This window comes from Aeromonas sp. sif2433 (genome assembly GCF_019218705.1).
GTDB classification, from domain to species: domain Bacteria; phylum Pseudomonadota; class Gammaproteobacteria; order Enterobacterales; family Aeromonadaceae; genus Aeromonas; species Aeromonas encheleia.
In genome coordinates, this window is record NZ_JAHUXD010000003.1 from 322,016 (window position 1) to 335,505 (window position 13,490).

General features: G+C 65.1%; 11 protein-coding genes. 5 read left to right on the forward strand and 6 right to left on the reverse strand.

What is annotated here, in order from left to right; translation table 11 throughout:
- Nucleotides 1–3: 3 nt before the first annotated feature.
- Nucleotides 4–525: a GNAT family N-acetyltransferase gene (locus KW825_RS06920; RefSeq protein ID WP_042651896.1), complete on the reverse strand. Its 522-nt coding sequence runs from the start codon at nt 523–525 to the stop codon at nt 4–6.
- A 192-nt stretch (nt 526–717) separates the two neighbouring features.
- Here KW825_RS06920 and KW825_RS06925 point away from each other — a divergent pair, with 192 nt between their 5' ends.
- Entirely contained in the window at nt 718–981 is a 264-nt protein-coding gene (locus KW825_RS06925) for a hypothetical protein (protein WP_218292608.1), read from the forward strand.
- Between the two features lie 72 nt (nt 982–1,053).
- Nucleotides 1,054–1,908, forward strand: a complete 855-nt coding sequence (locus KW825_RS06930) for a neutral zinc metallopeptidase (protein ID WP_218328736.1) — start codon at nt 1,054–1,056, stop codon at nt 1,906–1,908.
- A 78-nt stretch (nt 1,909–1,986) separates the two neighbouring features.
- Here KW825_RS06930 and KW825_RS06935 read toward each other — a convergent pair whose 3' ends face one another.
- Entirely contained in the window at nt 1,987–2,664 is a 678-nt protein-coding gene (locus tag KW825_RS06935) for an adenine nucleotide alpha hydrolase (protein ID WP_218328737.1), read from the reverse strand.
- Between the two features lie 250 nt (nt 2,665–2,914).
- On the opposite strand from KW825_RS06935, the gene KW825_RS06940 reads away from it, so the two are divergent.
- The 3 genes from KW825_RS06940 to KW825_RS06950 all read left to right on the forward strand — a co-directional run bounded on the left by KW825_RS06940 (nt 2,915) and on the right by KW825_RS06950 (nt 5,403).
- Complete coding sequence (locus tag KW825_RS06940) at nt 2,915–4,231, forward strand: MFS transporter (protein WP_218328738.1); 1,317 nt, start codon at nt 2,915–2,917, stop codon at nt 4,229–4,231.
- 131 nt (nt 4,232–4,362) lie between these two features.
- Nucleotides 4,363–5,082, forward strand: a complete 720-nt coding sequence (locus KW825_RS06945) for a MarC family NAAT transporter (RefSeq protein WP_218292611.1) — start codon at nt 4,363–4,365, stop codon at nt 5,080–5,082.
- A gap of 117 nt (nt 5,083–5,199) precedes the next feature.
- Nucleotides 5,200–5,403, forward strand: coding sequence for a hypothetical protein (locus KW825_RS06950; RefSeq protein WP_042651891.1), 204 nt, complete (start codon nt 5,200–5,202; stop codon nt 5,401–5,403).
- 125 nt (nt 5,404–5,528) lie between these two features.
- On the opposite strand, the gene tldD is transcribed toward KW825_RS06950, so the two are convergent.
- The 4 genes from tldD to rng all read right to left on the reverse strand — a co-directional run bounded on the left by tldD (nt 5,529) and on the right by rng (nt 13,480).
- Complete coding sequence (gene tldD, locus KW825_RS06955; RefSeq protein ID WP_218328740.1) at nt 5,529–6,977, reverse strand: metalloprotease TldD; 1,449 nt, start codon at nt 6,975–6,977, stop codon at nt 5,529–5,531.
- Nucleotides 6,978–7,173: 196 nt separating this feature from the next.
- Nucleotides 7,174–7,980, reverse strand: a complete 807-nt coding sequence (locus KW825_RS06960; protein ID WP_218328742.1) for a carbon-nitrogen hydrolase family protein — start codon at nt 7,978–7,980, stop codon at nt 7,174–7,176.
- 133 nt (nt 7,981–8,113) lie between these two features.
- The gene (locus KW825_RS06965) at nt 8,114–12,010 is read right to left on the reverse strand and encodes a YhdP family protein (RefSeq protein WP_218328744.1); all 3,897 of its coding nucleotides are present in this window, start codon (nt 12,008–12,010) and stop codon (nt 8,114–8,116) included.
- Entirely contained in the window at nt 12,011–13,480 is a 1,470-nt protein-coding gene (rng, locus tag KW825_RS06970; RefSeq protein ID WP_042651885.1) for a ribonuclease G, read from the reverse strand. It abuts the gene before it with no gap.
- Nucleotides 13,481–13,490: the final 10 nt, after the last annotated feature.

Below are 13,490 nucleotides of genomic sequence, written 5' to 3' on the forward strand. Positions count from 1 at the left end.
GCCCTAGACCGGACAGCTCTCTCGCCCCGGCACCTCCAGCAGCAGACACTCTTCTTCGCTCTCACCCAGCTTGACCAGCCGACCCTGACTCAGCCCCAGTTTGGCCAAGAGCCCGACCGAGCGCTCATTGCCCGGCGTGACGATGGCGATCACCCGCTCGATGCCGAGCCGCTCCCGCCCGTCCTGCAGCGCCGCCCGCGCCGCCTCTATGCCGTAACCCTGGCCACGATAGGCGGGCAGGAAGGCATAGCCGATGTCTTCGCACGGCAGGGTGTCACGCTTGATCAGGCCGCAGATGCCGAGCCTGGCCTCATCCTCCCGTCGCATCACCAGATAGAGGCCATGCCCGTGGCGGGCGTAGCTGACCGCCGGCCCCTGCTGGATATAGTCTTCGGCATCGCCTAAGGTGCGCACGCCGCGATCGCCGATGTAGCGATGGAAGTCGCCGTCGTTGAGCAGCTCGAGGATGAAGGGGGCGTCCACAGCGGTCAGTTCGCGCAAGACGAGGCGCTCGGAGAGGATCATGATCAAGACTCTTGTCGGAAAAACAGGCCATCAAGACTGCCCCCGCGTCGCCGCCTTGGCAAGATCTCGCGTGCAAAAGCGAGCATGTGCCGATACTGGCCGCCCCCCACCAGCTATTTATCCCCCTCAGGCGCGAGCCGCGGACCGGTTCCGGCTATAATGCCCCCTCTTCAAACAAGCAGGACAGACACCATGACGGACGACACCGAATTCTTCGACGAACAGGCACTGCTGGAGATGGTCGATAACCAGCTCACCGACGGTCACCCCCCGCAGGTGAAGGCCACCCTGATGCGGCTGGTGATGAAGGGCACCCCGCGGGAAGAGGCGCTGCAATACATCGCCTGCGCCCTCGGCGCCGAACTGATGGCGATGGAGGCCGAGCAGGGTCCCTTCAACCTGACCCGCTACGCCGAGTTCCTCGACAGCCTGCCCGAGATGCCCTGGGCCGAGTAACGCCCTCATTAGGCAGGGCGCAGCGCCAGCCATTATCATTACTGCCACAGCCAAGAAGGGGAGTGTGCGGGTATGCGCTGGCAAGATCGCCGTGAGAGCAGCAATGTGGAAGACAGGCGCCAACAGGGCGGTGGCAACGGGGGCGGTGGCTTGCCCATCGGCGGCAAGGGGCGCCTCATCCTGGTAGTCGTGGTGCTGGTGGCCGGCTACTACGGTGTAGATCTGAGCCCTCTGCTCGACGCGCCGGCCCAGCAGAGCCAGGCTCAGCGTCAGAACCCGTCTCAGCCGGCCAGCGATCCCCTGGCCAAGTTTACCTCCGTGATGCTCGCCTCCACCGAGGATGCCTGGGGCGAGATCTTCTCCCAAAGCGGCAGCCGTTACCAACCGCCCAAGCTGGTGCTCTATCGCGGCGCCACCCGCACCGGCTGCGGCCAGGGTCAGGCGGTGATGGGCCCCTTCTACTGCCCGACGGACAGCTCCGTCTACATCGATCTCTCCTTCTATCAGGACATGCGCGACAAGCTGGGGGCCGATGGCGACTTCGCCCAAGGCTACGTGGTCGCCCACGAGGTGGGCCATCACGTGCAGACCCTGCTCGGCATCTCGGCCAAGGTGCGCCAGCAACAGCAGGGGCTGAGTCAGGCCGCGCAGAACAAGCTGTCGGTCAAGCTGGAGCTGCAGGCCGACTGCTTCGCCGGCGTCTGGGGCAATTACATGGAGCGGGAGCAGGTGCTGGAGCACGGCGATCTGGAGGAGGCACTCAACGCCGCCCAGGCCATCGGCGACGACCGCCTGCAGCAGCGGGGCCAGGGCCGGGTCGTGCCGGACAGCTTCACCCACGGCAGCTCGGCCCAGCGCCTCGCCTGGTTCAAGCGCGGCTTCGACAGCGGCAAGCCAGCCAGTTGCGACACCTTCGCCGCCCGCTGAAGCGGGCCCGACAACAAGGCCGGATCCCTGGGGATCCGGCCTTGTTGCATTCAGCGACCGCGTGAAGAGCCGGCCAGATCAGGCCGACGTTTTCGGCAGCAGATCCGTGTAGACGAAGCCATCGCGCACTATCGTCTCCCCCGCTTCGATGGCCAGGGGCCGCAAGAACATGGGGCCGTCCACGGCCAGGGTGTGGAACTCGCCGTTTTCACCGCAGGGATCCACCCCGGCGGGCAGGGCAGCCAGCAGGGCCTGATCGAATGCATGGCCCCCCAGGCTGGCGGCCAGTTTGCTGGGGTCCAGGGTGCTGATGTGCGCCTTCAAGCCGGCGGCGATCATCCTCTGTGCCAGCTCGGTCGTGTCGCTGCCCCAGAGCGGGAACAACGGCTCTATGCCGGTGCCCTCCAGTTGCCGCTCGCGGTAGGCCCGCACATCCTCGAGGAACAGATCTCCAAACGCCATATGCCAGATCCCGCTGGCCACCACCTCGGCCACGAAATCGGCCATGATGCGGGCGTAATCCTCGTTGCTGCAGGGCCAGGGCAGATCCAGGGTGCGCAGCGGCAGGCCAAGGCACTCGGCCTGCTGCATCAGCAGTTGCTTGCGCACCCCGTGGATGGCGACCCGCTCAAATTCCTGGTTCAGGGTGCTGAACAACCCCACCACCTCGATGGCCGGATCCTGCTGCAACTGATGCAGTGCCCAGGCACTGTCTTTACCGCTGCTCCAGGAGAGCAGTACCTTCTTCTTCGTCATCGTCTGTCCAACCCTGCCGTGCCAAAGAGATTAAACCAAGCCCTGGCGCCGTCTTTGTCATTGGCCCAGGAGAGCAGTACCTTCTTCTTCATCATCATGTCTCCACTCCGCTTGCACCAAGAAGCTGCAAGACTGTGTTGCGAATTGTGCGATTTACATTCCGGGATACAAAAGCATACCCTCGTTGGTGAGCGTGTCCCCGCAAAGGATGGGGAACAATAACTAAAAAAACGATGGGAAACATAAGGATATGACCACAGTCACGCAACGTAATGATCACGGCCGCCCCCTCAACCGGCAGGATTACAAGACCCTGAGTCTGGCCGCCCTCGGCGGCGCCCTCGAATTCTACGACTTTATCATCTTCGTCTTCTTCGCCGTGGTGATCGGCGAGCTGTTCTTCCCGGCCGACATTCCCGAATGGCTGCGCCAGTTCCAGACCTTCGGCATCTTCGCCGCCGGTTACCTGGCCCGCCCGCTCGGGGGTATCATCATGGCGCACTTCGGCGATCTCATCGGCCGCAAGCGCATGTTCACCCTCAGCATCCTCATGATGGCGCTGCCCACCCTGCTGATCGGCCTGCTGCCCACCTATGCCGCCCTCGGCATCGCCGCCCCGCTGCTGTTGCTGCTGTTGCGGATCCTGCAAGGGGCCGCCATCGGCGGTGAAGTCCCCGGCGCCTGGGTGTTCGTGGCGGAGCATGTGCCCGCCCGCCGGATCGGGCTCGCCTGCGGCACTCTCACGGCAGGTCTGACGGCCGGCATCCTGCTTGGCTCCCTGGTCGCCACCGCTATCAACCGCGGCATGAGCCCGGTCGAGGTGAGCGAGTGGGGCTGGCGTCTGGCCTTCATCCTCGGCGGCATCTTCGGCATAGTCGCCATGTACCTGCGCCGCTGGCTGCACGAGACCCCGGTGTTTGCCGAGATGCAGGCCAACAAGACGCTGGCCGAGGAGCTGCCGCTCAAGACGGTGCTGCGTGAGCACAAGGGCAGCGTCATCGTCTCCATGCTGCTGACCTGGCTGCTCTCCGCCGGCATAGTGGTGGTGATCCTGATGACCCCGACCTATCTGCAGAAGGTGCACGGCATCAGCCCGGCCGATGCGCTGACCGCCAACTCTCTGGCCATAGTCGCGCTCACCCTGGGCTGCATCTTCTATGGCCGCCTGATCGACAGCCTCGGCAGCGGCCCCACCTTCGTGTTTGGCTCCCTGCTGCTGGCCGGCTCCTGCTATGCCTTCTACCACGGCCTGGCGGCCGGCATGGATCAGCTGATCCCGCTCTACATGCTGGCGGGCTTCTCCGTCGGCATCGTCGGGGCCGTGCCCTACGTCATGGTCAACGCCTTCCCGGCCGTGGTGCGTTTCTCCGGGCTGTCGTTCTCCTACAACGTGGCCTACGCCATCTTCGGCGGTCTGACCCCTATGCTGGTCACCCTCTGGATGAAGAACGACGTGCTGGCCCCCTCCCACTATGTGGTCAGCCTGGCCGGGCTGGGCTTCGTCCTCGGCCTGCTGTTCTGGCTGCGGCAGCGCGGTCAGCGTCAGGTCGCGCCACAGGCGGCATGACCGGTGCGGGCCCCAGACTTTCGGGGCCCCTTTGTTCCGGCTATATTCAGCCAGGCTCCCGTAGAGTAGCCCCCCCTTAAGGCCAGACCACCGTCTGGCCCTGTTGTTTGCCAACCACCCCGAGGTGAAAGATGTTTTTCCAGGTCGTATTCATTGCCTTGCTGGCCTTGCTGCCCATGGTCAATCCCCCCACCACGGCCACCCTGCTGCTCGGACTGAGTAAGGGCATGTCCCGTGAACACGTGCGCCGCCAGATCAATCTGGCCGCCATCTATCTGTTCGCCACCCTCTGCGTCAGCTTCTTCATCGGATCCTCCATCCTGGATCTTTTCGGGATCTCCATTCCCGGCTTGCGACTGGCCGGTGGCCTGATCATCGCCTTCATCGGCTTTCGCATGCTGTTCCCCGCCCCCAGCCAGGCCGCCGGGGTCGACATCAACCAGAGCATCGCCTTCGTGCCGCTCACCATGCCCAGCATGTGCGGGCCAGGCACCATGGCGCTGGTGATCAGCGGCGCCGCCCAGATAGCCGAGCTGCCGACCGACTACAACCGCTTCGTCATCTATGCCGCCGTGGTCACCGCCTTCGCCCTGATGAGCCTGCTCAGCTGGGGCGTGCTCAAGCTGGCGGATCCGGTCTGCAAGATCCTGGGGGCCACCGGCATCGACGCAATGACCCGCATCATGGGCTTCCTGCTGGTGTGCATGGGCATGCAGTTCTGCATCAACGGCATCAAGGAAGTGGCGCAGGATCCCGTGTTCCACGGCGCGCCCGCCGCCCAGGTACAGCACAAGACCGCGGGGCCGGGTGAGGAGGCCGTCAAGCTGACACTGGAGGCACGCGGATCCTGAGCGGATTGGAATAAGGGTCAGCGGAACGGTCCGTTGTGGTCATTTTTTGTACAGCCAGCATTCAGCTAATGAGGACTAAGGTGATACCACCCTATCCACCCCCTCAGGAGAGATGCAATGGAAAAGATGCTGACCGAGATCCGCAGTTACAGCCTGTTTCATGAGTACCTGACCGTGGTCGGTGTCACCAGCCCGTCCCCCAGCCGGCAGGCCAAGGGATGGGAACACCGGGAGTCCAACCGCCTGGTGGCCCAGATCCGGATCGATCCCCAGGGCAGGCCGCACTACTACATCGACGCCAGGGCCATCTCGGTCAACTGACCCGCCCTGCCTCCCCCAGCCCCGGCCCTGTCCGGGGCTTTTTGTTGCGCCCGGCCGCCAGCGCCAATAAAAAACCCCGGCACTGGCCGGGGTCTTTTTTGATCGGATATGGACTGGGTGACCCGTTACTGGGTACCGCCCACGGTCAGCTGATCCAGCTTGAGGGTCGGCTGGCCGACCCCGACCGGGACGCTCTGGCCCTCCTTGCCACAGACCCCGACCCCGCGATCCAATGCCAGATCGTGGCCCACCATGGAGACCTGGCTCATGGCCTCTGGGCCGTTGCCGATGAGCGTGGCGCCCTTGATGGGGGCGGTGATCTTGCCGTCCTCGATGAGGTAGGCCTCGGAGGCGGAGAAGACGAACTTGCCGGAGGTGATGTCCACCTGACCGCCGCCGAAGTTGGGGGCATAGATGCCCTTCTTCACCGAGGCGATGATCTCCGCCGGATCGTACTGACCCGCCAGCATGTAGGTGTTGGTCATCCGCGGCATCGGCAGGGCGGCATAGGATTCGCGACGACCGTTGCCGGTGAGCGGTACCCCCATCAGCCGGGCGTTCTGCTTGTCCTGCAGGTAGCCCTTGAGAATACCGTTCTCGATCAGCACGTTGTAACCGCCCGGCGTGCCCTCGTCATCGATGCTGACGGAGCCGCGTCGGCCCACCAGGGTACCGTCATCGACTATGGTGCAGTGCTGGGAGGCAACCTGCTCGCCGATGCGGCCGGCGAAGGCGGACGAGCCCTTGCGGTTGAAGTCCCCCTCCAGGCCGTGCCCCACCGCCTCGTGCAGCAGCACACCGGGCCAGCCGGCGCCGAGCACCACCGGCATGGTGCCGGCCGGGGCATCTATGGCCTCGAGGTTGACCAGCGCCTGACGCACCGCCTCGCGCACATAGCCGAAGGCCCGGCTCTCCAGCCCGTCCAGCTCCAGGAAATGGTCATAACCGCAGCGGCCACCGCCGCCGGCGCTGCCGCGCTCACGGCGATCCCCCTTCTCGGCGATGACGGTCACCGACAGCCGCACCAGCGGGCGCACGTCGGCGGCGAGCGTGCCATCGGTGGCGGCCACCAGTATCTCTTCATAGACACCGCTGATGGAGGCCATCACCTGATTGATGGCGGGATCCAGGCTGCGGGCAAACTTGTCCATCTGCTCAAGCAGCGCGATCTTCTGGTACTTGTCGAGGGTCTGCAGCGGATCCATCGCCGGATAGAGCAGGTTCGCTTCGGTGCGAGCCCAGGCCTTCACCTTGCCCTGGGCGCCGGCAGCGGCGATACCACGGGCGGCGGTGACCGACTGTTGCAGCGCCAGCAGGCTCAGCTCGTCGGAGTAGGCGAAGCCGGTCTTCTCGCCGCTGACGGCGCGCACCCCGACCCCCTGGTCGATGTTGTAGCTGCCATCCTTGACGATGCCATCTTCCAGCATCCAGGACTCGTGCCAGCTGCGCTGGAAATAGAGGTCGCCAAACTCCACCTGATGGCTCATCAGGCTGCCGAGCAGCTGCTGCAGCCGTCCTTCATCGAGGTCGTTCGGGGCCAACAATGAGGCACTAACCTGGCTCAATAGACTCAATCTTGTTCTCCATTCTCGCTGGGAGATGTCGTAATAAAATCCCCTGTCTCAACGAGAAAGGGCAAAGTAGGTTCGATTCGCGACGCGCAATCGAACGTCATGTGTGCCATATGCAAGGGTATTCACGAACTCTCGATGATGCCGTTTCGCGCTAGTCCGATTGCGCCGCCATGCGGCTAATCGAACCCATGCAGACCTACAGCAATCGGGCGTGTTGCAGCACCGGCATGGTCCGCGCCAGTTCCTCGCCGAGGGCGGGATCCATCTTCGCCAGCACGGTCGCACGGCCCGATGGCTGACAGGCCAGCACCCGGCCCCAGGGATCGATCACCATGCTGTGGCCCCAGGTCTGGCGCCCCGTCTCGTGGCTGCCGCCCTGATTGGCGGCCACCACATAGCACTGGTTCTCGATGGCGCGGGCCCGCAGCAGCGGCTCCCAGTGCGCCTCGCCGGTCACGGCGGTGAAGGCCGCCGGCACCAGCAGTACCCGGGCACCGGCGCGGCTCAGCCGACGATAGAGCTCGGGGAAGCGCAGATCATAACAGATAGAGAGGCCGAGGGGACCAAAGGGGGAGTCTACCAGCACGGGATCCTGGCCGGGGCTGAAGGTCTCCGATTCCCGGTAGCGGCCCTGGTTGTCGGCCACGTCCACGTCGAATAGATGGATTTTGTGGTAGTGGCCCTTGAGATCCCCGCTGGGATCGAACACCAGCGAGCTGGTGTGGATATGGCTGGAGCCGGGAATGCGGGTGGGCATGGCGCCAGCCACCAGCCAGATCCCGTGGTCCCGGGCCCACAGGGCCAGCTGTTGCTGGATGGGCCCCTCACCGATCGCTTCGGCGTTGTCCAGATAGCCCTGGCGTTCGCCAAACAGGGCGAAGTTTTCCGGCAGCAGCACCAGCAAGGGGCGCGCTTTGGGCAGGGCCGCCAGCTCGGCGGCGATCTGCTCCCGGTTATCCTGCCAGTGCCGACCGGACACCAGCTGTATTGCGGCTAACCACATGACTCACTCCTTGTCGTGGGCAAGCCGTTCGATGCGGATAGCATCCCGGCTTGCGGGGGGTAACCAGCACTATGCTAGGTTCCGGCGCCGGGCGAAAGGGCTCTTGCACCGCACACCCCGCAGATGAGCCCCTTTAGCGCTGACCGGGTCCGGTATGCTTGGGGGTCAGCAGGAAGGGGGTGACCTCCTCGGCGGGCAGACTGGGAGCCACCGCATCCACCGCCTGCTTCTGCTGCTGGTTGAGCTTGATGCGCGCCTTGTCCCGCCCCGCCTCGATCAGCTTGGGATCATCCAGCGGGCCCGAGACCCGGAAGTCGATGCGGGTCACCACGTCCACCACCGGCTCCAGCAGCTTGGAGAGCGCCAGCACATAGAGCCCGGTGATCGGGGTCAGCGAGAAGGCGGCCACCACCGGCAGGGTGCCCCCCAGGTTCGGGGAGAAGCTCAGATCGTAATCGAGTCGCCAGCGCACCAGATCGGCGATGCCCTCACCGCGCAGGTTGCCCGCCGCCCCCTTCATGTAGAAGTCGTTGTTGTCCACCACCCCCTGCTTGATCTTGGCGGAGGCGGACATGGATTCGAAGTAGAAGCCCTTGTCGAACACATCGCGGAAATCGAGCCGCAACTTGCGCAGCAACGAATCCAGGCTGAGCAGGGAGAGCAGGCGGGCCCCCTTGTCGTTGACCTCCCGCAGGGTGCCGCCTTCCAGCTGATAGTCGGCGGTGCCTCCCAGGGTCGGCAGATCCAGCCGGTAGGGAACGTCACGCCAGTTCAGGTCCAGCGCCAGCTTGCCCGGCGCATCGCCGATGGGCGAGGTGAAGCCGAGTCGCTGCAGCAGCAGTTCGCTGTTCTGGGTGTTGAGCTTGAGCCGGGCCCGGGTCTGCATCTGGCCGGGTAGCGCCAGCCATTCGGCGTTCCCGCTCAGGGTGCTGCCGGCGAGCTTCATCTCCAGCCCCTTGAGGGCCAGCTGGTTGACGCCGGGCACCAGTTCGCCTTTCAGCTCCCCCAGCGGCAGGGTGCCGAAGCGGCAGTCCACACAGCTGAAGTTGAGCCAGGGGATGGCGTCCATGATGGCCTTGTCCTGCCGGGCATCCGGCTCCGGGCTGAGATCCGATCCCTTGCCGGACCAGTAGATCCTGGCGAATTTGGCGTCGATGGGCTGTTGGCCGGCGACGGGGATGCGCACCACCCCCATCACATCCGGGCTGTCGATCATCACCTCGGTGGCCTGGCGGACCGGGCCCACGGTGAAGCGCACCGCCTTGATGTTGGCGCTGCCGATATCGGCCCTGGCCAGCTGGCCATCCACCCACCACTCCTGGGGCAGGAAGGAGGGGCCGACCACCGCATTGCCGCTCTCGGCCTGGCTCGGCAGCCACCGCTTGAGCCGCGCCAGCCAGCCACCCACGTCCGCATGCGGCTGGTTGATGACCAGCAGCATGGGCTTGTCCTGCAACACCCTGGCCCCCGGCTGGCCGACGTCGACCCGCACCCGGCTGAGGTAGGGCGTGCCCTCGCCGTAAACCAGCCGGCTCTGCATGTCCACATCGTTCCCCAGCACGCCGCGAATATCGGCGGCGCCGTCGCGGCCTCGCACCGTGACCTTGAGCGGGAGCTGGCTGTCGGCCGTCTTGGCGAGGGGGAACGGCAGATCCAGCCCCATCCCCTGCAGGTTGGAGTCCAGCGCCAGCTGGAAGCTGAACGGCTTGTCATTGGGCAGCGTCAGCCCCAGGGCGCCAGTCCAGTTGCTGCGCCCCTTGAGCAGCTCGAGGGCGGGGATGTCGCGGCGTTGGCGACTGCTGTCCCACTGCCCCTTGAACTTGAGATCGACCTGGTAGCGGTTCGGCAACTGCTTGCCCTGGTAATCCAGGGTCAGCGGCTGATCCCACAGGCTGGCCTTGAGATTGCTGAAGCGGGTGTGTTCGTTGTCATACAGCAGTCGGCCATCGACCCGCTCCAGCGGCATGTCGAGGGCGGCGATCCTGACCTTGTTGTTGTGGAACAAGGCATCTCCGCTGGCCTTGACCTCGCCCTTGCCGCCGAGCGGAATATCCAGCTTGACCGTGCCCTTCATGGGCCCGCGGATCTCGATCTCCCGCAGCGCCTGGCCGACGGAGTTGCCCATCGGCGAATCCTGCAGATAGTCGCTGATGGCCTTGCCCTCGCCGGCGACCCTGGCGTCCACGTAGAGATGGGCGCCCGGGGCCAGCGTCGGGATCCAGGCATGCACCGAGTCGGAGCCGGCTTTGCCGAGCCGGGTGGAGCGGCTGTTCATGTCGAGGCTGGCGTTCTGGAACAGCAGATCGATCTGCAGGTCGGTGAGCGGTTGCCAACCGGGGAAGAACTGGAAGGTCGCCTTCTCGAGCGGCACCGCCACCTGGAAGACGCCGGCGCCCTGATCGTAGGGGAAGTCCCTGAACTCGCCGTACCAGAGCAGGTCGGCGCCCTTGGCCTGGCCCCCCTTGATGGCCCCGCTCAGGTAGTTCACCAGGCCGTCACTCATCACGGCCAGCGGGTAATAGCGATAGGCATGGCCCGCGTTCTTGACGTCGATGCGGCCGGTCAGGGCGAGGAAGGGGTGCTCGAACAGATCGAGCCGGAAGCGGCTGGCGAGGCGCAGATCCGGGTTGTCCAGGGCGATGTCCTGACCATAGAGCACCCAGCCTGCCGGCGTCTGCCACCAATCCAGCCGCGCCGTCAGGCTGTCGACCGGGATCGGCTCCTTGAAGTGGCGCGCCGGATCCACCTTGCCCTTGCCGAGGCCCAGGCGGGCGCCGCCGCCCGCCGGGGTCAGCCAGAATTCGCCGTCCAGGTTCTGCAGGCCAGGCACATCCCGCCAGGCCTTCATCTCGAAGCCCGCGAGCCGTCCGGCGAGGGAGAGCCCCTGCCAGTTCGCATCCGCCTGCAGGATCAGATCCTGCAACTTGCCCTTGGGCTGGGTGCGCTTGAGGGTCTCGGTCAGGCGGGGATAGAGACCCGAGACCAGCTGGCTCAGGCTGGCGATCTGGCTGATGTCGATGGCGGGCACATAGCCCTGGATGCGTTCGCCCACCCGCTCGAGCTGCAGCCGGCTGTGCAGCCAGGTCGCCCCATCGAGCTTGAAGATCACATCATGGCTGGCGAGCTGCCACTCCTCCCCCGACCGCCGCAGCTGGATCTTGCCGCCGCGCAGATCGAGCCGGTGCGGCTCTCCCTTGACCTCGTCCTTCCAGATCAGATGGTTGTTGCCAAAGGCCAGCAGCGAGTCCCCCAGCTGACCGTTGGCAAAGTTGCTCCACAGCTGGAAGTCGAGCTGGCCCGTCACCTTGGGCTCGCCGCTGTGGATCCTGGCCAGCATGGGGCTGATGTCGAGCTCGCTGGCCCCCAGATAGAGCTGGCCACTGAGGCTGCCGAACCGCGTCGCGGGGGCGTCTACGTCCAGGATGAGATCGATGGCGCTCTCGCCCACCCCGTTGATGAGATAGGCCTTGCCCACGCCCTGGTGACGCTGGCCGCGGTTCTGCCAGCGCAGCTGGGCGATGTTGAGGGCGCGCACCTCACCCAGCGCCGTGGTCACGCTCAGGCGGGTGTCATGAATGTCGAAGGTGGAGAGCTGGGTCAGCAGGAAGCGCAGCAGGGCTGCCTGCTGGTTCGGATTCTTCTCGCCCGCCGGCTCTGCCGGCTGGGCCAGATCCAGCGCTATGTCGCCGTCGCTCAGCAGCAGTTGGCCGAACACCGGCTTCCACTCGTTGAGGGAGCGCCAGAAGTCGAGGTGGGCCCACACCTTGCCGAGGCGCAGGGAGAAACGCCCCGAATCGGGTGCGATGGCGAGTCCTTGCAGCTCGAGGGCCGGTCCGCGCTGGGTCCAGTCCAGGCCGATGTGCTCGACGCTGACCTCCAGCTGGCTGTCGCCGAGCAGGCTGGCGATCAGCGCCTGGCGGTGCTGGTTGAGCAGGGGGCCGCCAAGGCGTACCAGGCTGACCAGGATGGCCAGCAGCACGAAGAAGACCCCGAGGGCTAACCAGCCCCGACTCAGCCAGCGGTAGACCAATTACATCATCACCACATCGAATTGTTCCTGCCCACAGAGCGGTTCAGTCACCACCCTGACCTGTTTGCCGATGAAGACTTCCAGCTCGGCCAGACTGTGTGACTCCTCGCCCCGCAGGTAGTCGGCCACCGAGGGGGCCGCGTAGACGGTGAACTGATCCGCATCGTAGGCACGGTTGACCCGGATGATCTCCCGCAGGATCTCGAAGCAGACCGACTCCACCGTCTTGACCCGGCCACGGCCCTTGCACTCCGGGCACTCGGAGCAGAGCACATGCTCCAGGCTCTCGCGGGTGCGCTTGCGGGTCATCTCCACCAGCCCGAGCTGGGAGAAGCCGTTGACGTTGGTCTTGGCCCTGTCCTTGGCCAGCGCCAGCTCCAGGCTGTGCAGCACCCGGCGGCGGTGATCCTCCGACTGCATGTCGATGAAGTCGATGATGATGATGCCACCGAGGTTGCGCAGCCGCAGGTGGCGGGCGATGGCGGCGGTCGCCTCGACGTTGGTGTTGAAGATGGTCTCTTCCAGATTGCGATGGCCGACGAAGGCGCCGGTGTTGATGTCCACCGTGGTCATGGCTTCGGTCTGGTCGATGATGAGGTAGCCGCCGGATTTCAGCTCCACCTTGCGCTCAAGGGCGCGCTGGATCTCGTTCTCCACGTCGTAGAGATCGAAGATGGGCGACTCGCCGGAGTAGTACTCCAGCTTGTTCGCGAGCTCGGGCACATACTCCCCGGTGAAATGCGAGAGCAGCTCGAAGCTCTGGCGCGAGTCGACCCGGATCTTGTCGAGCTCGGCGCCGACGAAGTCACGCACCACCCGGAAGGCCAGGCTGGGATCCTCGTAGAGGATCTTGCAGGGCGGGTACTTCTGCTTGCGCTCCAGGATCTTGCGCCACAGTCGCTTGAGGAAGGCGGCATCCTGCTCCAGCTCCTGCTCCCCCACCCCTTCGGCGGCGGTGCGGATGATGTAACCACCGAGATCATCCACGTAGCCCGCTACGGTACGCTTGAGGCGCTCGCGCTCCGCTTCCGACTCGATGCGTTGGGAGACGCCGACGTGAGCGCTGCCCGGCATAAACACCAGATAGCGGGAGGGCAGTGTGATGTCGGTGGTGAGGCGGGCACCCTTGGTACCCAGCGGATCCTTGACCACCTGCACCATGATGTCCTGGCCCTGGCGCACCAGCTCGGCGATGTTGCCGGCCTGGAACTGCTCCTTCTCCTTCACCGCCACGCACTCGGTGTGCGGCACTATGTCGGAGGCGTGCAGGAAGGCAGCCTTGTCCATGCCGATGTCGACGAAGGCGGCCTGCATACCGGGCAGCACCCGGCTGATCTTGCCCTTGTAGATGTTGCCCACTATGCCGCGCTTGGCCTGACGCTCTACATGCACTTCCTGCAGCAGGCCGTTCTCGACCAGGGCGACCCGGGTTTCGGAGGGGGTGACGTTCACCAGCAGTTCGACTGACATAAGTTACCTT